Here is a 22,108-nt window from a genome sequence, read left to right on the forward strand (position 1 = left end):
CATGTCATGCCTATTCCTCCGGCATTGGCGGTTTTCACGCGGCATTGGCGTACAGACCTGCGATGATGTTTTCGTCCCTTTTTCCGTGAAGTTTTCCCCATGCTGCTGACCCGCCATCTGGACGCCAACGCCACCCTGGTCTCGCTGATCCAGCCCCTTGCCAGCCGTGACGGTTTCGTTGCCACCGCCTTGCCCGGGGTCCAGGTGCTGCGGGCCAGTTGCGACGTGGCGCGGGGCCCACAGATCTATGAGCCGAGCCTGATGATCATTGCCCAGGGCAGCAAGCTGGCCTACCTGGGCACGCGAACCCTGGAATACGGTGCCGGGCATTACCTGATCCAGGCCCTGTCGGTGCCCTTCGAGTGCGAAACCTTCGCCTTGCCCGATGCGCCGCTGCTGGGGGTTTCCATCGCCATCGACCGGGCGGTATTGAGCGAGCTGGTGCTGGCCATGGGCGTCACCGAAGGCCGGGCGGCTTCGGCGCAGACCCTGGAGTCGATGACCTCGGCTGTGCTCGACGACGCCATGCGTGGTTGCGTGGAACGCCTGTTGCGCTGCCTGCACGATCCTCTGGAGTGCAAGGTCATGGGCCCTTCACGGGTGCGCGAGTTGCTCTTTGCCGCTTTACGCGGGCCTCAGGCCGATGCGCTGCGGGCGCTGGTGGAGCAGCAGGGGCAGTTCGCCCGGGTTGCGGCTTCGCTCAATCACCTGCACGAGCACTACACCGAGCCGTTGAACGTCGAGACCCTGGCCCGCTGCGCCAACATGAGCACCTCGACCTTCCACGAGCATTTCAAGCGCAGCACCCTGCTGTCGCCGGTGCAGTACCTCAAGCGCCTGCGCCTGCTCAAGGCCCAGCAGTTGCTGCTGGGAGAGGGGCTGGGCGTGGCCCAGGTGGCTCATCGGGTGGGGTATCAAAGCACTTCGCAGTTCAGCCGCGAGTACAAGCGCTACTTCGAACGCAACCCGGGCGAAGAACGCGCCGCTTGAAAACATCGCCCCCCTTGTAGGAGCTGGCTTGCCAGCGAATGCGCCCTTGGGTCGGAGCAAGGCTTGGGGGGGCTCTTCGCCGGCAAGCCGGCTCCTACAGATGGCGGTGTCGCTGAATCCCGGGCATGAAAAAGGCCCCCATAAAGGGGGCCTTCTTTTATCGCACCGGCTTACATGTTCGGGTAAGTCGGGCCGCCGGCGCCTTCCGGAGTGACCCAGGTAATGTTCTGGGCCGGGTCCTTGATGTCGCAAGTCTTGCAGTGCACGCAGTTCTGCGCGTTGATCTGGAAGCGCTTCTCGCCATCTTCCTGGGTGATCACCTCATACACGCCGGCCGGGCAGTAACGCTGGGCAGGTTCGTCGTACAGCGGCAGGTTGCGGCTCAGCGGGATGCTCGGGTCGGTCAGCTTCAGGTGGCAAGGCTGTTCTTCTTCATGGTTGGTGCCGGAGATGAACACCGAGCTCAACTTGTCGAAGCTGAGTTTGCCGTCGGGTTTCGGATAGTCGATCTTCACGCAGTCCTTGGCCAGCTTCAGGCAGGCGTAGTCCGGCTTGGTGTCGTGCAGGGTGAACGGCAGTTTGCCGCCGAAGATATTCTGGTCCATCCAGTTGAAGCCCGCGCCGATGATCGGGCCGAACTTGTGCATGGCCGGGCCGAAGTTGCGGCTGGCGAACAGCTCTTCATACAGCCAGCTGGCCTTGAACGAATCGACGTAGCTCTTGAGTTCGTCGGCTCCTTCGGAGCCGGCGAACAGCGAGTCGGCTACCGCATCGGCGGCCAGCATGCCGGACTTCATGGCGGTGTGGCTGCCCTTGATCTTGGCGAAGTTCAGGGTGCCCAGGTCGCAGCCGATCAGCGCGCCACCCTTGAACACCATCTTCGGCAGCGAGTTCAGGCCGCCCTTGCAGATGGCGCGAGCGCCGTAGCTGACGCGCTTGCCGCCTTCCAGGTACTGCTTGAGCACCGGGTGATGCTTGAGGCGCTGGAACTCGTCGAACGGCGACAGGTAAGTGTTGGCGTAGGACAGGTCGACGATCAGGCCCACTACTACCTGGTTGTTTTCCAGGTGATAGAGGAAGGAGCCGCCAGTGTTCTCGTTGCTCATGATATCCAGCGGCCAGCCGGCGGTGTGCACCACCAGGCCAGGCTGGTGCTTGGCCGGGTCGATTTCCCAGATTTCCTTGAGGCCGATGCCGTAGTGCTGGGCGTCGGCGTCGCTGTCCAGGTTGAACTGCTTGATCAGTTGCTTGCCGATATGGCCACGGCAGCCTTCGGCGAACAGGGTGTATTTGCCGCGCAGTTCCATGCCGGGGGTGTACATGCCCTCTTTCGGCTGGCCTTCACGGTCGACACCCATGTCGCCGGTAAGAATCCCGCGGACTACGCCGTTTTCGTCGATCAGGGCTTCCTGGGCGGCAAAGCCCGGGTAGATTTCCACGCCCAGGTTCTCGGCCTGCTGGGCCAGCCAGCGGCACAGATTGCCCAGGGAAATGATGTAGTTGCCTTCGTTGTGCATGGTCTTGGGCACAAAGAAGTCTGGAACCTTGGTGGAGGTTTCGCCGCTGCGCAGGACATAGATGTCGTCGCGGGTGACCGGGGTATTGAGCGGGGCGCCCAGTTCCTTCCAGTCCGGGAACAATTCATTCAGGGCCCGTGGTTCGAACACGGCACCGGAAAGGATGTGAGCACCGACTTCGGAGCCTTTTTCAACCACGCAGACGCTGATTTCCTTCCCGGCTTCAGCGGCCTTCTGCTTAAGGCGGCAAGCGGCGGACAAGCCTGCGGGGCCGGCACCGACGATGACCACGTCGAATTCCATGTATTCGCGTTCCACTAGGCTATCTCCTACTAAAGGCTCAACGGTTTTTTCTAATTGGAGGTTTGGCGTTGCATCCCCGCTTTCTCCCATCGCGCATGGGGGGGAGAAGGGGAGGACGGCCGACCTTTCTCTCTGGGCGGCGCATTATATCTACACCACTCTCAGCGTCCAATACAAACGTTTGTTTGAATTTGCCGCAGCCCAGATAAATCAAAGAAGCGCGGCTTATAAACGGCTATTTTGCCGTATTGACCGGAAAAGGCGTTCCGGTCAAGATACGGTCGGTTTTGCGCTCGCCGTAGGCTGACTGTTGGTTTCAAGAGCACCTCTAAAGACAGGGCAAAGGCAGTAAAGGTGACGCGCGCGCAACTTGAAAGTGCGCAGTCTACACGCCGCGATAATGAATGACTCGTCGGTCACCACTGACGAACGGTCATCACCCCGTGAGCAAGGTCAACCTTTTTGTGCGCCAGCGTTTTTGGAGGTGCCCTTGTGCCGATGAGCATCAACCGCCAGGTTCTCGCCTAGGCGACTTTCTTTTCACCGGAGAGTAACGAGGAATCCATGAAGGTTCTTGTAGCTGTCAAACGAGTGGTCGACTATAACGTCAAGGTTCGCGTCAAAGCGGACAACTCCGGCGTCGACCTCGCCAACGTCAAGATGTCGATGAACCCTTTCTGCGAAATCGCAGTGGAAGAAGCCGTACGCCTGAAAGAGAAAGGTGTAGCGACTGAAATCGTCGTCGTCTCCATCGGTCCTGCTACTGCTCAAGAGCAACTGCGTACCGCCCTGGCACTGGGTGCCGATCGCGCGATCCTCGTCGAGTCCGCTGAAGAGTTGAACTCCCTGGCCGTGGCCAAGCTGCTCAAGGCCGTGGTCGACAAGGAACAGCCACAGCTGGTGATCCTCGGCAAACAGGCCATCGATAGCGACAACAACCAGACCGGCCAGATGCTGGCAGCCCTGAGCGGCTACGCTCAAGGCACCTTCGCCTCCAAGGTCGAAGTGTCCGGCGACAAGGTCAACGTCACCCGTGAAATCGACGGCGGCCTGCAGACCGTTGCGCTGAACCTGCCAGCCATCGTCACCACCGACCTGCGTTTGAACGAGCCGCGCTACGCGTCTCTGCCAAACATCATGAAAGCCAAGAAGAAGCCGCTTGAAACGCTGACTCCTGATGCTTTGGGCGTTTCCACCGCCTCCACCAACAAGACCCTGAAAGTCGAAGCGCCGGCTGCACGCAGCGCGGGCATCAAGGTCAAGTCGGTGGCTGAACTGGTCGAGAAACTGAAAAACGAAGCGAAGGTAATCTGATCATGACTATCTTGGTAATCGCCGAACACGATAACAAGGCGCTGGCTCCGGCCACCCTGAACACCGTTGCCGCCGCCGCCAAAATCGGTGGTGACGTGCATGTACTGGTAGCCGGCCAGGGCGTTGGCGCCGTGGCTGAAGCCGCGGCCAAGATCGCTGGCGTGGCCAAAGTGCTGGTGGCCGACAACGCCGCCTACGCTCACCAACTGCCGGAAAACGTTGCGCCGCTGGTGGCCGAACTGGGCGCTGGCTACAGCCACATCCTGGCAGCCGCTACTTCCAACGGCAAAAACATCCTGCCGCGGGTTGCCGCTCAGCTGGACGTAGACCAGATCTCCGAAATCATCTCGGTAGAAAGCGCTGATACCTTCAAGCGTCCGATCTATGCCGGTAACGCCATCGCTACCGTGCAGTCCTCGGCTGCCGTAAAAGTCATCACCGTGCGTGCCACCGGCTTCGACGCCGTTGCCGCTGAAGGTGGTTCGGCTGCAGTCGAAACCGTGGGCGCCGCTCACGATGCCGGCAAGTCGAGCTTCGTTGGCGAAGAACTGGCCAAGTCCGATCGCCCTGAACTGACCGCAGCCAAGATCGTCGTTTCCGGCGGCCGCGGCATGCAGAACGGCGACAACTTCAAGCACCTGTATGCCCTGGCCGACAAGCTGGGCGCTGCTGTCGGCGCGTCCCGCGCTGCGGTGGACGCAGGTTTTGTGCCCAACGACATGCAGGTCGGCCAGACCGGCAAGATCGTTGCGCCACAGCTGTACATCGCCGTCGGTATCTCCGGCGCGATCCAGCACCTGGCGGGCATGAAGGACTCCAAAGTGATCGTCGCGATCAACAAGGACGAAGAAGCGCCAATCTTCCAGGTAGCCGACTACGGCCTGGTCGCGGACTTGTTCGAAGCCGTACCTGAGTTGGAGAAGCTGGTCTAATCCGGCGTCTTCACTTATAAAGAGCCCGGCCTTTTGGCCGGGTTTTTTTATGTGTGTTTTTTGCCGGGGGAGGGTTTCGCCATGGATCTGCGCCGCATGAGTGGCTGGCCAGTGCTGTTGGGCCTGACGTTGTTGCCATCGTTGTCGATGGCGGCGGGCAAGTGCGAGCGTCTGGTGGTCACTGGCAGCCCCGATGCACCGCCTTACCTGTGGCGTGACCCTCAGGACCCCAAGCACCTGATGGGTGCCAGCGCCGACCTGCTGCAGCAGGTGGCCGGGGAACTGGGGCTGAAGGTCGAGGTGCTGTATGCCGGCAAGCGCTCCGAGGCGCTGGACGAGGTACGCACCGGGCGCATGGACCTGCTCGCCGATGCACCGCTGACCCTCAATGAGCTGGAATCGCTGGACTACATCCACCCGGCGCTGGTGCAGAACGACTATCTGGTCTGGACCCGCAAGGATTCGACCCTCAGCTACACCCAGCCGGGAGACCTGGCAGGCCATCCGGGCGCCGTGTCGGAAAAGGCCCGACTGACTCAGCCCTTTGTCGCCATGGCCAAGGAGCATCTGCAACTCAAGCGCCTGCCGAATCTGACCCAGGTCTTCCAGACCTTGCTCCTGGGGGAGGTGGACTATGTGCTGGCGCCTCGCTACGCAGGCATGGCCATGGCCCAGACCCTGGGCATGACGGCGGATCTGGCGGCGTTTCCCCAGCCCATCGACAAACCGGGGCTGTTCCTTGCGCTGTCCCATAACTCCGCCTGCAATGACCCATGGTTGCGCGGACAGTTGGCCAAAAAGATGACAGAATTGCCCGCGTCCGGTCTGACGGAGACCTTGCTGCAGCGCAATCTGGAGCGCTGGAAGGCCCAGTTGCAGCAACCCGTCAGCAGCCCAAAACAGTAGGAATCTTGTGTGACTATTCGACCTCTTTTCGCCGCCATGGCTGTTCTCGCCCTGGCGGGTTGTGCAACCGATCCGGCGCCCATCGAGCAGATGCGCCTCACCGCGCAGACGCTGGAGCAGGCCAAGGCCGTGGGGGCTTCTGCCGAGGACATGCCCGAGTTGAAACTGGCCGAAGACAAGTTCTCCCGGGCGCAGGGCAACATGCAGGATGAGTCCTACAAGAAAGCGCGGATGCGCGCCGAACAGGCCGAACTGGATGCGCGCCTGGCCGAAGCCAAGGTCCTGACCCGCAAGAGCCAGGAACAGGTGAATGCACTCAATACCCGCATCACTCGCCTGCGCAAGCAACTGGGAGATGCCCAATGAATCTGTCTACCCGGATCATCGGCAGTGCAGTGCTCCTGGCATGCGCCGGTCTCTATGGCTGCGCTGGCCAGCACAGCGAAGAAGCCCTGCAGCAGGCCAGTAACGACTTCCAGAAGGTCAAGGAAGACTCCAACGTGCTGCGTATCGCGCCCAAGGACGTGATCCGTGCCGGGGAGTCCCTGGCACGTGCCGATCGCCTCTCCACCTATTGGGGCAGCGGTGGCGATGTGGAGCATTACGCCTACCTGAGTCGGCGCTACAGCGAAATCGCCCGTGAGCATACCGAACAGGCACTCAACAACGAGCGTGCGGCCAAGCTCGAGCTGGAGCGCCAGCGCCTGCAACTGGCCCTGCGTGAAGCCAAGTTGCTCAGCGTGCAGCAGCAGGGCAAATGGCTGGAAGAACAGATCATCAGCCTGGCCACCACCCAGACCGATCGCGGTCTGGTGATGACTCTGGGGGATGTGCTGTTCGATACCGGCGAAGCGGAACTGAAGAACTCGGCGAACCGCACTGTGCTCAAGGTGGTGCAGTTCCTCCAGTTGAACCCCAAGCGCGTGGTGCGCATCGAGGGTTACACCGACAACACCGGCGAGCGCCAGAGCAATCTGCAGTTGTCCAAGGACCGCGCCCAAGCCGTGGCGGATGTGCTGGTGGACCTGGGCATCGATGAAAAACGCATCCAGGTCGAAGGCTATGGCGACGACTATCCGGTGGAGGCCAATGCTTCTGAGCGGGGAAGGGCGCAGAACCGTCGGGTAGAGATCGTGTTCTCCGACGAAAAAGGCCAGTTGGGCGCTTCTCGCTGAAGCTGCGCCAGTGCCACGGAAAAACCCGACGCCTGGCCCGCGTCGGGTTTTTTTATGCCTGCCAAGAGGTTCACAAAAACCCTACAGTTATGCTTTTCACTGCCCCGTGTCCTCGACTATTGTAGAAACTGTCCCAGTACACTTCTAAACTGTGCCGGTATTGTTTCACACAAGAATAAAACGCCGTGAAATCGAGTGCTGCGCCATGACCAATCTCTTGCTCTATCAACGTATCGCTCAGCAACTGGCTGAGGATATTCGCCGTGGTGTCTACCAGCCGGGGGAGCGCGTACCGTCGGTACGCAAGATGAGCTCGCAACTCAATGTCAGCCACGCCACGGTACTCCAGGCCTATGCCAACCTCGAAGACCAGGGGCTGATTCGCGCGCGCCCGCAGTCGGGCTACTACGTGCACCAGACGCCGGCGCTGACCGCGCCCACGCCGGATATCGCCCGGGTCGAGCGCCCGGGGCTGGTGACCCGCAGCAGCATCATTCAGCAGGTGCTGGTGGAGTCCCGTCGCGAAGGTGTGTTTCCGTTGGGGGCCGCAGTGCCCAGCGTTGACTATCTGCCAGTGCGGGCACTGCACCAGCAGTTGGCCAAGGTCACCCGGTTTCACAGCCCCCGGGCATTCAGTTACATGTTCAGCCCGGGCTTCGAGCCACTGCGGCGTCAGGTGGCCATTCGCATGCGCGATGCCGGGGTGGTGGTCGACCCGTCGGAAGTGGTGATCACCCACGGCTGCGTCGATGCCCTGCAGATGTCATTGCGGGTACTGACCCGGCCCGGGGACCTGATTGCTGCGGAGTCGCCGACCTACTACGGCCTGCTGCAACTGGCGGACTTGCTGGGGCTCAAGGTCATCGAGATTCCCAGTGATCCGTCCACCGGCATGAGCCTGGAAGCCCTGCAACTGGCGGCCAACCAATGGTCGATCAAGGCCCTGGTGCTGACCACACGCCTGAGCAATCCCCTGGGCGGCACCATGCCTGAGGAGCGGCAGAAGCAGTTGCTGCGCCTGGCATCGGATTTCGATATCCAGGTGGTCGAGGATGATATCTATGGCGAGTTGATGTTCGAGGTGGGGCGTACCAAGGCCCTCAAGGCCTATGACCGCCTGGATCGGGTGATCTACTGTTCGAGCTTCTCCAAGACCCTGTCTCCCGGCGTGCGCATCGGCTGGATGATTGCCGGCAAGTACCAGCAGGAGATCCAGCGCCTGCAGACCTTCAGCACCCATTCTGCGTGCAGCGTCACCCAGATGGGGGTTGCGGCCTACCTGGAAAACGGCGGTTATGACCGGCATTTACGGTACATCCGCCAGGAATACCGGAAGAATCTCAGCGCCTTTCAGCTGGCGGTGCAGCAGTACTTCCCTGAGGGCACGCAGATCACCCGGCCCAACGGGGGCTTCATTCTCTGGGTCAGCCTGCCGGGGCGGGTCAACACCCAGGAGCTTCATGTGCGAGCCTTGCAGCAGGGCATCAGCATCGCCCCGGGGCTGATCTTCAGCAACACCGAGCAGTTCAACCACTGTGTGCGGCTCAACTGCGGTACGCCCTGGAATCGCGAGGCCGAGCGGGCCCTGATGACTTTGGGAATGCTTGCCAGCCAGTTGTGCCAGGAGGCGGCGGGCGGATTTTAATCAGTGTGGCCCTGTGCTTGTCATGGGGCCTGCAACAAGCGAGCATAGAGGACCTTTTGTCGATCTACCTGTCTTTCATGAAAGCCTTTCTACCTGCCCTCTGGTTAAGTGTCTGTCTGTTGGGAACCGCCTTCGTGGCTCCTGTCCAGGCGGCTTCCTCCCAGGACAAGCCGGCTGCCGGGGCGGCCCATGCCACTAAGGCGGCCCCTGCCAAGAAGGCTCCGGCCAACAAGGCCAAGCCTTCGGCCAGTGCCAGCAAGAGCAAGTCCGCGGCCAAGAAGGCGCCCGCCAAGCCCAAGTCCAAATGGGCCTATCAGGACATCAAGACGCCGTTACCCAGTGCCAAGGTGGACTTGAGCCTGCCGCCGGAAATGGTCAAGCACCTGCAGCCGGTGGGCAGTGTGCCGCTACCCAAGCGCGAGCCGCTGCTGCCGCAGATGTTTGGCGAGAAGCCCAAGGAAAGCAGCCCGTTCCAGCTCAACGGCCGCTTGCTCAGCAATGAAATGCAATTGCAGCTGCGCAACGAGGAACGTCGGGATATCGAAGGCGCGGCCCTGGATTTCGAGTTCAAGCAGTAAATTCTTCATCCTCTTCTGTGACGGGTTGGCTCGACACTTTGTCGGAGACTGATCAGTCACGCACGGTTGTGCGTCAAATCCGTTCTTTGAGTAATTTTAAACGGCTGTTTTAGCGGTTACTCTTGGCGGGCGTCATTCAACACTCTGCTTGTCGCAAGGAGCTTTTCCTCATGAACTGCCGTGAAGGTTGTGGCGCCTGCTGCATCGCCCCTTCCATCAGCACCCCGATTCCTGGAATGCCCCAGGGCAAGCCGGCGGGAGAACGTTGCCTGCATCTTTCTGTCGAACACCTGTGCGGGCTGTTCGGCCTGCCGGAGCGGCCGGCGGTGTGTGGGGCGTTCCTGGCGGATCCCGAGGTGTGTGGCGAAAGCCGCGAAGAAGCCATCCGCCTGATTGGCTGGTGGGAACAAGTGACCGCGGCATAGAGTGTTCTCAATGAACGGAACTTCAACAATAAGGAATAAGACAATGGGTTCGCTGCAACGAATGGCTGTGCTCTGTGGTTTAACCGTGCTCTTGTCGGCAACGGCCCACGCCGAAGACTGGCAAACCGCCAAGGATGAAGACGGCATCAAGGTCTCCTTGAGTGAAGTGGCCGGCTCCAAATACAAGGCCTACCGTGGTGTGACCACCATGAAGACCTCCATCGCCAAGCTCCGCGCGCTTCAGGAAGACGTGGCGGGCGCCTGTTCCTGGATCCATGAGTGCAAGACCCAGAAACTGCTCAAGCACGAGGGCGATCAAAGCTGGACCTACACCCAGTTCAACACCCCGTGGCCAGTCACTGCCCGTGATTCGGTATTGCACATCACTACCAGCGAAGCGGCCGACGGCAGCCTGACCCGCAAACTGGAGGGCGTGCCCACCTACATCCCTGAAGAGAAAGGCTTCGTGCGGGTGGCCCAGGTCGAGGGCTACTGGAAGTTCGTACCCAAAGGCGCCGACCAGGTGGAAGTGACTTACCAGGTGCACACCGAGCCGGGTGGTAGCGTGCCGTCCTGGCTGGCCAACAAGTTCGTGGTGGATGCGCCGTTCAACACCCTGAAGGCACTCAAGGCTCGCGCCGAAAAGCCTTGATCGGCTGAGTTTTGCCAGCATTACCAGGGCCGCCTTCGGGCGGCCTTGTCATTGATGTGTTCCGGCAGCGCGGTGGAACGATTGCCCGTTGCTCAGGGTCGAGATGTTGTCAGCCCACTCATGGGGCTATCGAGGAGGCACTGATGCAAAAGTGGCAAGTCACTTTCGTTGACGATCATGGTGTCCAGTCCGTCGAGCATTTCGACTGCGACCAGCAACCGACGATGGAACGCGCCGCCCAACTGGTGCGGGCCAAGTTGTTGCCAGTGAGTGCCGAACTGGACCTGAACGATCTGGACGGGCGCACCGAGGATCCCACCCTCAAGAGCCTGAAAGAGCAGAACAGCATTCAGATTCTCAGTATCACGCCGATCTAGAGAGGGTAGAGCGCGCTTCGCAGCAATTTCTGGCGACGTCCAGAGCAAGGCGCTAATCTGCAAACGAGATCAGCGAATTCTTCGCTAGGCTCTGATCTTGTCAGCTCCATGCTTGTTTCCTGACGACCCGCCCCGGGTCGTGATGCTGGTCCCTTTGGCCTGCGGTTCGGGAAACACGGAAAGTCTATCCATCGGTTTGAGGAGGACGTTTCATGAGCACAGCCGTTCAAGAAGACATCAGCAGCAGTGTGCTGCGCCGCATGAAAGAAGGCGGTTTCGACTTTTCACGATTCCATCCCATCGAGTTCTACGCCATTTTTCCGGATGAGGAGCGGGCACGCAGGGCGGCAGGACATTTTCGCGGTGAATCCTTGAATGCCCAGGTCAGCGTGCGTGACGACGGCGCCTGGTACCTGGAACTGAGCAAGGTGATGTACGCCACCTATGGCGGCATCGGGGATTTTGAACAGGACTTCGAGGCGGTGGTCGAGCCCCTGGGCGGCATCATTGAGGGCTGGGGAGTGAAACAGGAGATCCGTGGACGGCTGGTATAGCCTGCGCTAGATATACCGAGACAGACAATTGGCTGGCCCCTGGGCCGGCCAATTGTGTTTTCGGGGCCCGCACAAGATAAAAAAAAGCCACCCGAGAGGGTGGCTAAAAGGGAAGACCGGTCAGGAGAGGGAACCGGTCGGGAGAGCCCGGACCCGGTTGTCATCGGTGTCATCAAGGTTGCAGCAGCGACTTCATCAGGCTTGGCGAAGTGTTTGCTCGATGGACGCGATTATCCCCAGTGGCCAGCGGGCAGTGAAATCAACTCTGACTATGCTGGTGATAGCCAAGACCGATGCCAGCCATGGCCCGGGCAGGGGCGGTCCGCATGCATCGGTTATGCGGGCATCGGCCTTGGGCTGCAACGGACTGATTTTGGGGCGCTTGTGCCGAAGGCACAGGGCTGGCGAAGCCCGGGTGTGCAGGTGACAGGGAGTACGGCATGAACCACAGCGCTGTTGATGAAATGCATGGGGCCGACGGCCAGGTTCGCGAGCATTACCGCGAGTTCGCCCGTTGGTTGGCCAATACCCCCGACGAACTCCTGGCCCGCCGCCGTCGCGAGGCCGACCTGCTGTTCCACCGTGCCGGCATCACCTTCACCCTGTACGGCGATGAGCAGGGCACCGAGCGGCTGATTCCCTTCGACACCATTCCCCGCATCATCCCGGCCCGGGAATGGCGGATCATCGAACAAGGGTGCATCCAGCGGGTACGGGCGCTGAACCTGTTTCTGGCCGATCTCTACCACCAGCAACGAATCATCCGCGCCGCGATCATTCCCGCCGAGCAGGTCCTGGCCAATCAGCAGTACCAGCTGGCCATGCAGGGCCTGGACCTGCACGGTGATGTCTATGCCCATGTCTGCGGAGTTGATCTGGTACGCGACGGCGACGGCCGCTACTGCGTGCTCGAGGACAACCTGCGCACCCCCAGCGGCGTCAGCTACATGCTCGAAGACCGCAAGATGATGATGCGCCTGTTTCCCGAGCTGTTCGCCGCCCAGCGCATCGCCCCCATCGACCATTACCCGAACCTGTTGCTCGATACCCTGAAAAGCTCCAGCCCCCTGGACAATCCGACGGTGGTGGTACTGACCCCGGGGCGCTTCAACAGCGCATTTTTCGAGCATGCGTTCCTGGCGCGGGAGATGGGAGTGGAGCTGGTGGAAGGTGCCGACCTGTTCGTGCGTGACGACCGGGTGTTCATGCGCACCACCGCCGGCCCGCAGGCGGTGGATGTGATCTACCGTCGCCTCGACGATGCCTTCCTCGACCCCTTGGCGTTCAACCCCGATTCCCTGCTCGGCGTGCCCGGCCTGTTGGCAGCCTACCGCTCGGGCACTGTGGTACTGGCCAACGCCATCGGCACCGGGGTGGCCGATGACAAGTCGGTGTACCCCTATGTCACCGAGATGATCCGTTTCTACCTGGACGAAGAGCCGATTCTGCAGAACGTGCCGACCTGGCAGTGCCGCCGGCCCGCCGAGCTGTCCCATGTGCTGGCCAACCTGGCGCAACTGGTGGTCAAGGAAACCCAGGGTTCCGGCGGCTACGGCATGCTGGTGGGGCCGGCGGCCACGGCGGCGCAGATCGAGGAGTTCCGCGTACGGATCAAGGCCCGGCCCGAGGCGTACATCGCCCAACCGACCCTGGCGCTGTCCACCTGCCCGACCTTTGTCGAAAGCGGCATCGCCCCGCGGCATATCGATCTGCGGCCCTTTGTCCTTTCTGGTGGTGAAACCCGTGTGGTGCCCGGTGGTCTTACCCGTGTGGCCCTGCGTGAAGGTTCGTTGGTGGTGAATTCCTCACAGGGCGGCGGGACCAAGGACACTTGGGTGGTCGAGGATTAAGGAAGCCTGCCATGTTGAGTCGAACCGCGTCGGACCTGTACTGGATGTCACGCTACCTGGAGCGCGCGGAAAACCTGGCGCGGATGCTCGATGTCAGCTATTCCCTGTCGCTGATGCCCCAGGACGGGCGCGGCGATGGCCTGCACGAGCTGGCCATGCCACTGCTGATCACCGGCACCCTGGAGGATTACCACGCCCGCCACCAGGCCTTGCACGCCGAGCAGCTATTGCAGTTCTTCGCCCTGGACCCGGCCAACCCCGCCAGTATCTACAGTTGCCTGGGATCGGCCCGGGCCTGTGCCCATGCCGTGCGCGGGCGGATCACCGCCGACATGTGGGAAAACGTCAATGCCACCTGGCTGGACATCCACCAGATCGCCAGCCAGGGCCTCAGTGCCTATGGCATGAACCGCTTCTGCGAATGGATCAAGGAGCGCTCCCATCTGTTTCGTGGCGCCTCCTACGGCACCATCATGCGCAACGACGCCTTTCGCTTTATCCGCCTGGGAACCTTCATCGAGCGCGCCGACAACACCCTGCGCCTGCTGGACGCACGCTACGAGATGGCCGGCGACCAGGCCGATGCGGTGTGCGACGGCACCGCCCATGCCTATTACCAGTGGAGTGCGTTGCTGCGGGCCTTGTCTTCCTTCGAGGCCTACACCGAGGTCTATCGCGAGGCGCCCGGTGCCCGGCATGTGGCCGAGCTGCTGTTGTTGCGCGCCGACGTGCCGCGCTCGCTGCGGGCCTGTACCGAGGAGATCGACCAGATCCTCGCCAGCCTGCCCGGCGACAACGGGCGCCCGGCCCAGCGTCTGGCTGCGCAGATGGATGCACGCCTGCGCTACATCGGTATCGATCAGATTCTCGACGAAGGCCTGCACGCCTGGCTGACCGACTTCATCCCCCTGGTGCGCCAGTTGGGCAACGCGATTCACCGCTCTTATCTGGAGGCGGCATGAGACTGTCCGTGAGCCATGAAACCACCTATCGCTACGCCGATCCGGTAGGCGCCAGCATCCAGTACCTGCGCCTGACACCCCACGACAGCGAGCGCCAGCAAGTGCTCTGCTGGCAGCTGGATCTGCCACGACCGGTGCGTGCGCAGCGGGACCCCTTCGGCAACATCCTGCACGTACTGACCCTGGACGAGCCCCACGAAGCAGTGATCATCGGCGCCCGTGGCCAAGTGGATATCGATGAGCTGCGCGAGGCCGAGCATGAATGCCAGTCGCCCTTGCCGTTCCTGCGTTTCACCAGCCTGACCGAGGCGGATGCGCAACTGCGCGAGTTCGCCGGCCGGCAATGCGCAAGGCGGCGTGATCGTACAGGGTTGATCGACCTGATGCATGGGCTGCACCAGCTCATGGCCTACACGCCTGGGGCAACGGGCGTGACCACCAGCGCGGCGCAGGCTTTCGCCGGGCGCGCCGGGGTCTGCCAGGACCACACCCACGCCTTCCTTGCCTGTGCCCGTAGCCTGGGCGTTCCGTCACGTTTTGTTTCCGGTTATCTGTACCGCGAGGACAGCGGGCAATTACTTGGCCACGCCTGGGCCGAAGCCTGGCTGGAAGGCGCCTGGTACAGCTTCGATGTGACCCACCAACTGGCGCGGCCCGAGCGCCACCTCAAGCTGGCGGTGGGCCTGGACTACCTGGATGCCTGCCCGGTGCGCGGCATGCGCCGGGGCGCCGCCGGTGAGCAGATGCACGCCAGGGTGCTCCAGCAGTAACACGCGTTTTCGCTAGGCGCCGGCTGCCGGCGAAGGCGCCAGAGGTGGCAAAGGCGATGTCGCAAGGCTCAGGGAACCTGCTTGCGCCCCGCCATGTGCCTGAGATACCCCAGCAGCAGGTCCAGCTCCTGATCCGGCAGCACGTTGTTGTTGAACCCGGGCATCTTCGCCTGGGGCCAGCGCCTCATGCTTTGCGGATCGCGGATATAGCGCTTGAGGAAATCGCCGCTGAAATACTCGGTGGGGCTGTAGGGGATATTCAGGTCCGGACCGAACTGTGAATCGCCGGTACCGTTGAGCCGGTGGCAGGCCAGGCAGTTTTTCTGGAACAGGGCAAAGCCCTGGTTGATCGGATCAGTGGCCGCCAACTGCGGATCCGGAAGCAGGGCCGGGAAGCGCTGCGCCACTGGCTCCAGGCGCTGGATGCGCGCCACCTGGAACGGCCATTGCTCCGGGCTGATATGCCCGGCGGCAGGGTCGGTCCACACCAGATAGAAAGGCCCGGCGCTGGGTTTGTCGGCAGCCAGCGCAGGCCAGGGCCGGCTCGGGTCCTCCACGGCCAGCCAGGCCTGGGCGCCCTGGCGTTCAAGCAGCGGCGCGGCGCTGAGCTCCGCGGCAAAGCCGTCCAGGGCCACGGCTTGAAGATGGTCTTCGGCCTTCAGGCCCTTGAGCAGGGTCGCCATGGGCACGGCGCGGTACTGCATGTCGCGCTTGTAGGACACATCGTCCTTGATGGTAATGGTCTGGGCCTGGGGGTGCCTTAGCAGTTCCTCGGTCTGCCAGGTGTGGCTGGCGGAGCCCAGGTCGATCAGCAGTTGCGCGGCGTGCAGCGGGCTGCTCAGCAGCAGGGCAGCGCCAAGGAGGAATACTTTCAATTGATGGCCGTCGGGTCGTCGTCAGTGGGTTCGTCGCCGGGAAGCACGTCGTCCGGTCGCGACACATGGTCGAACAGGGCGTCCCGGAGCTCTTCGTAGTTGCCGCCGTTCACGATACCGAAATAGCCGTGCTTGACCAGCGTGTCTTCGGCTTCAAGGGCGTGCTGGTTGGTGTCGCTGTAGATCACCACGGTGGCGTTGGGGTCCAGCACCACTTTGCGCAACTGGTAGGCCAGGCCCTCGGCGCTGATGCCGGTGCCGTCCTCCAGTTCGAGATTGACCTGCAGCGAGTTGTGCACATTGCCGGCGGCAAAGTCGCTCTCGTTGCGCAGATCGAGGATCAACGCCCCATCATTGATTTCGTCCACCGCGCGGTTGACGTCGATGATTCCGGCGTGAGCGTGAAAGGCGCTCAGGAGTGTGGCGAGTGCAATCCAATGGCGCATGAGTCTTCCCCTTGGTGTTCCTCAGGAAGACTGGCACACAAGTCCGTGCCCCGGTAGGAACCGGGGACAATTTTCCGTCTTGTTGATCGAGCAGCCACAGATCAGCCGATCACTTTGGTGAGATTCGGCAAGATCAACAGCAGTGTGGTTGCGAAAAGAATGAGCCCCGCCTGACGTACTTTCGAATGCTTGAACATGGCTGAATGCCTTTTGTTGTTATTCCTGAGCGTCAATGCATGCCGGTGGGTGAACTCCATTACGAGTCACTATGAACCGGCTATGTGTCCTTTTTCTTACTTGCCCCAGTGCAGAATCCGTCTGGAACTTCCTACAGTTTCTACCTTAGGGGCCTTGAATCCTCTGGCTTAGATCCAATTCGTATGAATTTATATTTCTGATTTATTAAAAGGCTATATATCGGCCCGGGCGTGCCTTGGCCGCCCTCTGGCTAGACAGCTCGCGACCCTTCATCGGCAGAGCCCTTAGCTGCCTACCGTTCGTCTGAGCGTCGGCGTCAAGGCGGCTGAGCGCATCGGTCATTGAATCCGACGCTGCCGCGCCTAAGGTGGGAGCTCGACATTTTCCCCTGCACAGCGGTTCGAGGACGTCATGACCCAAGCTTTGATATTCGATGCGTTACGCACGCCCCGCGGCAAAGGCAAGGCCGATGGCGCCTTGCACAGCGTGAAACCGGTGAACCTGGCCGCGGGCCTGTTGCGCGCCCTGCAGCAGCGCTGCGAGCTGGACACCAGCCAGGTGGACGACGTGGTCCTGGGCTGTGTGACGCCCATCGGTGATCAGGGCGCCGATATCGCCAAGACCGCGGTCCAGGCTGCGGATTGGGATGTAAGCGTGGCCGGGGTGCAGATCAATCGCTTCTGCGCTTCCGGGTTGGAAGCGGTCAACCTGGGGGCGATGAAGGTGCGTTCCGGGTTCGAGGAACTGGTGGTGGTTGGCGGCGTCGAGTCCATGTCGCGGGTGCCCATGGGCAGCGACGGCGGGGCCTGGGTGCTGGACCCGGAGACCAACCTGCACAGCCATTTCACCCCCCAGGGGATTGGCGCCGACCTGATCGCGACCCTGGAAGGCTTCTCCCGGGAGGACGTCGACCGCTTCGCCCTGCACTCCCAGCAGAAGGCCGCCCGCGCCCGGGCTGGCGGGGCCTTTGCCAAATCCCTGGTGCCGGTGCAGGACCAGAACGGCATCGTGCTGCTGGACCATGACGAGTTCATTCGCGCCGATTCGACCCTGGAGGGCCTGGGCAAGCTCAAGCCGAGTTTCGAGATGATGGGGCAGATGGGCTTCGATGCCACGGCGCTACGGGTCTACAGCCATGTGGAGCGGATCGACCATGTGCACACCCCCGGCAACAGCTCGGGCATCGTCGACGGCGCGGCGCTGATGCTGATCGGCTCCGAAGCCAAGGGCCGCGAGCTGGGGCTCAAGCCCCGGGCGCGGATCGTGGCCACGGCGGTCACCAGCACCGACCCCACCATCATGCTCACCGGCCCGGCGCCGGCCACCCGCAAGGCCCTGGCCAAGGCCGGGCTGCGGGTCGAGGACATCGACCTGTTCGAAGTCAATGAAGCCTTCGCCTCGGTGGTGCTCAAGTTCATCAAGGACATGGCCATCGACCCGGCCAAGGTCAATGTCAACGGCGGCTCCATCGCCATGGGCCACCCGCTGGGGGCCACCGGCTGCGCGATCCTCGGCACCTTGCTCGATGAGCTGGAAACCCGGCGCCAGCGCTATGGCCTGGCGACCCTCTGTGTCGGCGGCGGCATGGGTATCGCCACCATCATCGAACGCCTCTGAGCCCCGACTTCAAGGAATCCCTTTCATGACCGATGCCATCCGTTACGAAAAAGGCCAGGACCAGATCGTCGTCCTGACCATCGATATGCCGGGCCAGAGCGCCAACACCATGAATGCCCTGTACCGCGACGCCATGGCCGGTGCCGTAGCGCGCTTGCAGGCCGAGCAGGAATCGATTGCCGGGGTGATCATCACCTCGGCGAAAAAGACCTTCTTCGCCGGCGGTGACCTCAATGAGCTGATCAAGGTCGGCAGGCCCGAGGCCAAGGCTTTCTACGACATGGTGCTGGCCCTCAAGGGCCAGCTGCGAGCCCTGGAAACCCTGGGCAAGCCGGTGGTCGCTGCAATCAATGGCGCGGCCCTGGGCGGCGGCTGGGAAATCTGCCTGGCCTGCCATCATCGCGTTGCCCTGGACGATAAATCGGTACAGGTCGGCCTGCCGGAAGTCACCCTGGGCCTGTTGCCCGGCGGCGGCGGGGTAGTGCGCATGGTGCGCATGCTGGGCCTGGAAAAGGCTCTGCCCTATCTGCTGGAAGGCAAGAAAGTGCGCCCGCAGCAGGCGTTGCAAGCAGGCCTGATCGATGCCCTGGCGACGGACCGCGACGACCTGCTGGCCAAGGCTCGGGCCTGGATCCTCGCCAACCCGGGCGCGCAGCAGCCCTGGGATGTGCGCGGCTACCAGATCCCTGGTGGCACGCCGTCGAACCCGAAGGTTGCGCAGATGCTGGCCATCGCCCCATCGATTCTGCGGACCAAGACCCAGGGTTGCTTCCCCGCGCCGGAAAAGATCCTCTGCGCTGCCGTCGAAGGCGCCCAGGTGGATTTCGACACCGCGCAACTGATCGAGACCCGTTACTTCACCGAGCTGACCACAGGCCAGGTGGCGAAGAACATGATCGGCACCTTCTGGTTCCAGCTCAACCAGATCAATGCCGGCAGCTCACGGCCACAGGGCATGTCGCCGCAGGTCACGAAAAAGCTCGGGGTGCTTGGCGCCGGCATGATGGGCGCGGGCATTGCCTATGTCAGTGCGGTGGCGGGTATCGAGGTGGTGCTCAAGGACATCAGCCCCGAGGCGGCCGAGAAGGGCAAGGCCCACTCGGCGGCGCTGCTGGAGAAAAAGGTGGCTCGCGGGCAGTTGAGCCGCGAGCAGCGGGACGCCACCCTGGCGCGGATCCGCACCACCGCCGAGGATGCCGACCTGGCCGGTTGCGACCTGATCATCGAGGCGGTGTTCGAGGATCGCGAGCTCAAGGCCAAGGTCTCCCGGGCTGCGCAGCAGGTGGTCGGCGGTGACGCGGTGATCGCCTCCAACACTTCGACCCTGCCCATCACGGGCCTGGCTACGGCGGTGCCGAACCCGGACAAGTTCATCGGCCTGCATTTCTTCAGCCCGGTGGAAAAGATGCCCCTGGTGGAAATCATCAAGGGGGCGAAAACCAGCGATGAAACCCTGGCCCGCGGCTTCGACTTTGTCTTGCAGATCAAGAAGACCCCGATCGTGGTCAATGACAGCCGTGGCTTCTTCACCTCCCGGGTGTTCGGCACTTTCACCAACGAAGGCATCGCCATGCTCGGCGAGGGCATCGCGGCGCCGATGATCGAGACCGAAGCGCGCAAGGCCGGGATGCCGGTGGGGCCGCTGGCAATTTCCGACGAGGTTTCCCTGAGCCTGATGAGCCATATCCGCCAGCAGACCGCCAAGGACCTGCAGGCCGAGGGCAAGCCGGCCATCGAACATCCGGCATTTGCCGTGATCGACCTGCTGCTCAACGAATACAAGCGCCCGGGCAAGGCGGCCGGTGGCGGTTTCTACGATTATCCGGCCGGTGCCCAGAAGCATTTGTGGCCGCAGTTGCGCACGCGCTTCTACAAGGCCGACGGGCAGATCTCGCCCCAGGATGTGCGGGATCGCCTGCTGTTCGTCCAGGCCATCGAGACCGTGCGTTGTGTGGAGGAGGGAGTGTTGCACTCCACGGCGGACGCCAACATCGGCTCGATCTTCGGCATCGGCTTTGCCGCCTGGAGCGGGGGCGCCCTGCAGTTCATCAATCAGTACGGGGTGCAGGATTTCGTCGCCCGTGCGCAGTACCTGGCCGAGCAATATGGCGAACGTTTCCGGCCGCCGACGCTGCTTCTGGAAAAGGCTCGCCTGGGCCAGTTGTTCTGACGCCGACAGGCGCTCAATGAGCTGATCCGGGGCTTGCCTTGCCGTGGTATTTCAAGGCAGGCTCTGGACTGTTCATTATTGCCATCGCCTTGTCAGGAATTTTTTATGTCGCTACGCATCTGCATTCTTGAAACCGATATCCTGCGTCCCGAACTGGTCGATCAATATCAGGGTTACGGGCAGATGTTCCAGCGCCTGTTTTCCCAGCAGCCCATCGCTGCCCAATTCAGCGTCTACAACGTGGTCCAGGGGGAGTACCCCAGCGATGACCTGGAATTCGACGCCTATCTGGTGACAGGCAGCAAGGCCGATTCGTTCGGCACCGATCCCTGGATCCAGACCCTCAAGACCTACCTGCTGGGGCGCTACGAGCGTGGCGACAAGCTGTTGGGCATCTGCTTCGGCCATCAGTTGCTGGCATTGCTGCTGGGGGGCAAGAGCGAGCGCGCGAGCCAGGGCTGGGGTGTCGGTACCCACAGCTACAAGCTGGCGGCCAAGGCGCCGTGGATGAGCCCGGTGGTGGAGGAGCTGACGCTACTGATCAGCCATCAGGACCAGGTTACTGCCTTGCCGGAGAACGCCACGGTGATCGCCTCCAGCGATTTCTGCCCGTTCGCGGCCTACCATATCAATGATCAGGTGCTGTGCTTCCAGGGCCACCCCGAGTTCATCCACGACTATTCCCGCGCCTTGCTGGACCTGCGCCAGGAGTTTCTCGGCGAGCAGATCTACCAGAAGGGCGTGGCCAGCCTTGAGCACGACCATCACGGCACCACTGTGGCGGAGTGGATGATGCGTTTCGTCGCTCACAAGCCCGAGGCTGCCTGAACCCGGCCATGGCCCTGCCGCAAGGCGCAGGGCCGTCGCTCCCTCAGAGCCAGCCGGAACGCTTGAAGCTGGCCCAGAGGCCGACACAACCCACGCTGATAAAACCCAGGACGCCAAAGTAGCCGTAGTGCCAACTCAGCTCCGGCATGTTCTGGAAGTTCATCCCGTAGATTCCCGCCACCGCCGTCGGAAACGCCAGGATCGCGGCCCAGGCGGCGAACTTGCGTTGCACGATGCTTTGCCGTGAAGCCTCCAGCAGTACGCCGATCTCGATGGTCTGGCTGGCGATATCGCGCAGGGTCGAGAGGTCTTCCATCTGCCGGGTGACGTGAATCTGCACATCCCGGAAGTACGGCCGCATGTTCTTGTCGATAAAGGGAAAACTGAGCTTCTGCAGCTCTTCGCTGATCTCCACCATGGGCGCTACATGCCGGCGCAGGCGCAGCACGTCGCGGCGCAGGCCGTGCAGGTGCTGGATGTCCCGTTCGTTCAGCGAGTCGCAGAGGACGTTGCGCTCCAGCTCGTCGATTTCCGCGTGGATGGCTTCGCTGACCGGCTGGTAGTTCTCGGTAACGAAGTCCAGCAGGGCATAGAGCACGAAGTCTTCACCGTGCTCCAGCAGCAGCGGGCGCGCCTCGCAGCGCTGGCGCACGTAGCCATAGGAGGCCGAGTGGCCGTTGCGCGCGGTGATGATGTAGCCGTTGCCGGCAAAGATGTGGGTTTCGATGAACTCCAGCTTGCCCTGCTCGCGCACCGGCGAATAGGTGACGATGAACAGCGCGTCGCCGAAGGTTTCCAGCTTCGGCCGGCTGTGCTTTTCCAGGGCATCCTCGATGGCCAGTTCATGCAGGTTGAACTGGCGCTGCAGGTTGGCCAGCTCGTGGGCGTTGGGTTCCTCCAGGCCGATCCAGACGAAGTGGCCGGGCTTGGCGGCCCAGGCGGCCCCTTCGTCGAGGCTGATATCCGTGACTTTCTTTCCGCCGCTGTAGACGGCGGCAGCAACAACTCTACCCATGGTTCCGGT

The 22,108-nt window shown here is 62.1% G+C and carries 23 protein-coding genes; 18 read left to right on the forward strand and 5 right to left on the reverse strand.

All coding sequences use genetic code 11. The features are described 5' to 3' along the window. The first annotated feature begins 99 nt into the window (after positions 1-99). The gene (locus A9971_RS01535; protein WP_011060138.1) at positions 100-990 is read left to right on the forward strand and encodes an AraC family transcriptional regulator; all 891 of its coding nucleotides are present in this window, start codon (positions 100-102) and stop codon (positions 988-990) included. Between the two features lie 170 nt (positions 991-1,160). Here the strand turns inward: A9971_RS01535 and A9971_RS01540 are convergent, their stop codons facing one another. After that, the gene (locus A9971_RS01540) at positions 1,161-2,825 is read right to left on the reverse strand and encodes an electron transfer flavoprotein-ubiquinone oxidoreductase (protein WP_011060139.1); all 1,665 of its coding nucleotides are present in this window, start codon (positions 2,823-2,825) and stop codon (positions 1,161-1,163) included. Between the two features lie 549 nt (positions 2,826-3,374). Here A9971_RS01540 and A9971_RS01545 point away from each other — a divergent pair. From A9971_RS01545 to A9971_RS01610, 14 genes are all read left to right on the forward strand, one after another. Next, positions 3,375-4,124, forward strand: a complete 750-nt coding sequence (locus A9971_RS01545) for an electron transfer flavoprotein subunit beta/FixA family protein (protein ID WP_015634720.1) — start codon at positions 3,375-3,377, stop codon at positions 4,122-4,124. Between the two features lie 2 nt (positions 4,125-4,126). After that, complete coding sequence (locus A9971_RS01550; RefSeq protein WP_011060141.1) at positions 4,127-5,056, forward strand: electron transfer flavoprotein subunit alpha/FixB family protein; 930 nt, start codon at positions 4,127-4,129, stop codon at positions 5,054-5,056. A gap of 81 nt (positions 5,057-5,137) precedes the next feature. Then, positions 5,138-5,962, forward strand: coding sequence for an ABC transporter substrate-binding protein (locus A9971_RS01555; protein WP_011060142.1), 825 nt, complete (start codon positions 5,138-5,140; stop codon positions 5,960-5,962). 9 nt (positions 5,963-5,971) lie between these two features. Continuing rightward, entirely contained in the window at positions 5,972-6,328 is a 357-nt protein-coding gene (locus A9971_RS01560; RefSeq protein ID WP_011060143.1) for a DUF4398 domain-containing protein, read from the forward strand. Next, positions 6,325-7,137 (forward strand): OmpA family protein, encoded by an 813-nt coding sequence (locus A9971_RS01565; protein ID WP_011060144.1) that lies wholly within the window; start codon positions 6,325-6,327, stop codon positions 7,135-7,137. Before A9971_RS01560 ends, A9971_RS01565 begins: the two co-directional genes overlap by 4 nt. A 205-nt stretch (positions 7,138-7,342) precedes the next feature. After that, a complete protein-coding gene (locus A9971_RS01570) occupies positions 7,343-8,782 on the forward strand; it encodes a PLP-dependent aminotransferase family protein (RefSeq protein WP_011060145.1) in 1,440 nt (479 codons plus the stop codon). A 77-nt stretch (positions 8,783-8,859) separates the two neighbouring features. After that, positions 8,860-9,360 carry a translation initiation factor 2 gene (locus A9971_RS01575; protein WP_183000929.1) on the forward strand — a complete coding sequence of 167 codons (501 nt, stop codon included), beginning with the start codon at positions 8,860-8,862 and terminating at the stop codon, positions 9,358-9,360. 170 nt (positions 9,361-9,530) lie between these two features. Further along, positions 9,531-9,785 carry a YkgJ family cysteine cluster protein gene (locus A9971_RS01580; RefSeq protein WP_011060147.1) on the forward strand — a complete coding sequence of 85 codons (255 nt, stop codon included), beginning with the start codon at positions 9,531-9,533 and terminating at the stop codon, positions 9,783-9,785. Positions 9,786-9,828: 43 nt separating this feature from the next. Next, positions 9,829-10,437 (forward strand): START domain-containing protein, encoded by a 609-nt coding sequence (locus tag A9971_RS01585; protein ID WP_011060148.1) that lies wholly within the window; start codon positions 9,829-9,831, stop codon positions 10,435-10,437. A 143-nt stretch (positions 10,438-10,580) separates the two neighbouring features. Beyond that, complete coding sequence (locus A9971_RS01590) at positions 10,581-10,814, forward strand: hypothetical protein (protein WP_015634724.1); 234 nt, start codon at positions 10,581-10,583, stop codon at positions 10,812-10,814. Positions 10,815-11,026: 212 nt separating this feature from the next. Then, entirely contained in the window at positions 11,027-11,368 is a 342-nt protein-coding gene (locus A9971_RS01595; protein WP_011060150.1) for a ribonuclease E inhibitor RraB, read from the forward strand. 440 nt (positions 11,369-11,808) lie between these two features. After that, a complete protein-coding gene (locus A9971_RS01600) occupies positions 11,809-13,218 on the forward strand; it encodes a circularly permuted type 2 ATP-grasp protein (RefSeq protein ID WP_183000749.1) in 1,410 nt (469 codons plus the stop codon). Positions 13,219-13,229: 11 nt separating this feature from the next. After that, positions 13,230-14,180 (forward strand): alpha-E domain-containing protein, encoded by a 951-nt coding sequence (locus A9971_RS01605; RefSeq protein WP_011060152.1) that lies wholly within the window; start codon positions 13,230-13,232, stop codon positions 14,178-14,180. Beyond that, a complete protein-coding gene (locus A9971_RS01610; RefSeq protein ID WP_053149888.1) occupies positions 14,177-14,950 on the forward strand; it encodes a transglutaminase family protein in 774 nt (257 codons plus the stop codon). Before A9971_RS01605 ends, A9971_RS01610 begins: the two co-directional genes overlap by 4 nt. A 68-nt stretch (positions 14,951-15,018) precedes the next feature. Here the strand turns inward: A9971_RS01610 and A9971_RS01615 are convergent, their stop codons facing one another. The 3 genes from A9971_RS01615 to A9971_RS01625 all read right to left on the reverse strand — a co-directional run bounded on the left by A9971_RS01615 (position 15,019) and on the right by A9971_RS01625 (position 16,528). Continuing rightward, complete coding sequence (locus A9971_RS01615; RefSeq protein ID WP_053149891.1) at positions 15,019-15,825, reverse strand: cytochrome c; 807 nt, start codon at positions 15,823-15,825, stop codon at positions 15,019-15,021. Continuing rightward, a complete protein-coding gene (locus A9971_RS01620) occupies positions 15,822-16,271 on the reverse strand; it encodes a rhodanese-like domain-containing protein (RefSeq protein WP_011060155.1) in 450 nt (149 codons plus the stop codon). Before A9971_RS01620 ends, A9971_RS01615 begins: the two co-directional genes overlap by 4 nt. A 101-nt stretch (positions 16,272-16,372) precedes the next feature. Then, positions 16,373-16,528 carry a hypothetical protein gene (locus A9971_RS01625; protein ID WP_015634727.1) on the reverse strand — a complete coding sequence of 52 codons (156 nt, stop codon included), beginning with the start codon at positions 16,526-16,528 and terminating at the stop codon, positions 16,373-16,375. 352 nt (positions 16,529-16,880) lie between these two features. Here A9971_RS01625 and A9971_RS01630 point away from each other — a divergent pair, with 352 nt between their 5' ends. The 3 genes from A9971_RS01630 to A9971_RS01640 all read left to right on the forward strand — a co-directional run bounded on the left by A9971_RS01630 (position 16,881) and on the right by A9971_RS01640 (position 21,084). After that, positions 16,881-18,086 (forward strand): acetyl-CoA C-acetyltransferase, encoded by a 1,206-nt coding sequence (locus A9971_RS01630; RefSeq protein WP_011060156.1) that lies wholly within the window; start codon positions 16,881-16,883, stop codon positions 18,084-18,086. A gap of 25 nt (positions 18,087-18,111) precedes the next feature. Beyond that, complete coding sequence (locus A9971_RS01635) at positions 18,112-20,256, forward strand: 3-hydroxyacyl-CoA dehydrogenase NAD-binding domain-containing protein (protein WP_183000750.1); 2,145 nt, start codon at positions 18,112-18,114, stop codon at positions 20,254-20,256. Between the two features lie 105 nt (positions 20,257-20,361). Then, complete coding sequence (locus A9971_RS01640; protein WP_015634730.1) at positions 20,362-21,084, forward strand: amidotransferase; 723 nt, start codon at positions 20,362-20,364, stop codon at positions 21,082-21,084. 43 nt (positions 21,085-21,127) lie between these two features. On the opposite strand, the gene A9971_RS01645 is transcribed toward A9971_RS01640, so the two are convergent. Continuing rightward, positions 21,128-22,099, reverse strand: coding sequence for a magnesium and cobalt transport protein CorA (locus A9971_RS01645; protein ID WP_019093266.1), 972 nt, complete (start codon positions 22,097-22,099; stop codon positions 21,128-21,130). Between the last annotated feature and the right edge of the window lie 9 nt (positions 22,100-22,108).

Source organism: Pseudomonas sp. UME65 (assembly GCF_014170225.1).
Taxonomy (GTDB): Bacteria; Pseudomonadota; Gammaproteobacteria; order Pseudomonadales; family Pseudomonadaceae; genus Aquipseudomonas; species Aquipseudomonas protegens.

Coding starts and splice junctions, on each gene's coding strand:
- A9971_RS01580 (WP_011060147.1), top strand. CDS start 9,531: ATGAACTGCCGTGAAGGTTGTGGCGCCTGCTGCATCGCCCCTTCCATC.
- A9971_RS01535 (WP_011060138.1), top strand. CDS start 100: ATGCTGCTGACCCGCCATCTGGACGCCAACGCCACCCTGGTCTCGCTG.
- A9971_RS01575 (WP_183000929.1), top strand. CDS start 8,860: ATGAAAGCCTTTCTACCTGCCCTCTGGTTAAGTGTCTGTCTGTTGGGA.
- A9971_RS01595 (WP_011060150.1), top strand. CDS start 11,027: ATGAGCACAGCCGTTCAAGAAGACATCAGCAGCAGTGTGCTGCGCCGC.
- A9971_RS01645 (WP_019093266.1), bottom strand. CDS start 22,099: ATGGGTAGAGTTGTTGCTGCCGCCGTCTACAGCGGCGGAAAGAAAGTC.
- A9971_RS01625 (WP_015634727.1), bottom strand. CDS start 16,528: ATGGAGTTCACCCACCGGCATGCATTGACGCTCAGGAATAACAACAAA.
- A9971_RS01590 (WP_015634724.1), top strand. CDS start 10,581: ATGCAAAAGTGGCAAGTCACTTTCGTTGACGATCATGGTGTCCAGTCC.
- A9971_RS01620 (WP_011060155.1), bottom strand. CDS start 16,271: ATGCGCCATTGGATTGCACTCGCCACACTCCTGAGCGCCTTTCACGCT.
- A9971_RS01550 (WP_011060141.1), top strand. CDS start 4,127: ATGACTATCTTGGTAATCGCCGAACACGATAACAAGGCGCTGGCTCCG.
- A9971_RS01600 (WP_183000749.1), top strand. CDS start 11,809: ATGAACCACAGCGCTGTTGATGAAATGCATGGGGCCGACGGCCAGGTT.
- A9971_RS01630 (WP_011060156.1), top strand. CDS start 16,881: ATGACCCAAGCTTTGATATTCGATGCGTTACGCACGCCCCGCGGCAAA.
- A9971_RS01545 (WP_015634720.1), top strand. CDS start 3,375: ATGAAGGTTCTTGTAGCTGTCAAACGAGTGGTCGACTATAACGTCAAG.
- A9971_RS01605 (WP_011060152.1), top strand. CDS start 13,230: ATGTTGAGTCGAACCGCGTCGGACCTGTACTGGATGTCACGCTACCTG.
- A9971_RS01555 (WP_011060142.1), top strand. CDS start 5,138: ATGGATCTGCGCCGCATGAGTGGCTGGCCAGTGCTGTTGGGCCTGACG.
- A9971_RS01635 (WP_183000750.1), top strand. CDS start 18,112: ATGACCGATGCCATCCGTTACGAAAAAGGCCAGGACCAGATCGTCGTC.
- A9971_RS01570 (WP_011060145.1), top strand. CDS start 7,343: ATGACCAATCTCTTGCTCTATCAACGTATCGCTCAGCAACTGGCTGAG.
- A9971_RS01610 (WP_053149888.1), top strand. CDS start 14,177: ATGAGACTGTCCGTGAGCCATGAAACCACCTATCGCTACGCCGATCCG.
- A9971_RS01585 (WP_011060148.1), top strand. CDS start 9,829: ATGGGTTCGCTGCAACGAATGGCTGTGCTCTGTGGTTTAACCGTGCTC.
- A9971_RS01640 (WP_015634730.1), top strand. CDS start 20,362: ATGTCGCTACGCATCTGCATTCTTGAAACCGATATCCTGCGTCCCGAA.
- A9971_RS01565 (WP_011060144.1), top strand. CDS start 6,325: ATGAATCTGTCTACCCGGATCATCGGCAGTGCAGTGCTCCTGGCATGC.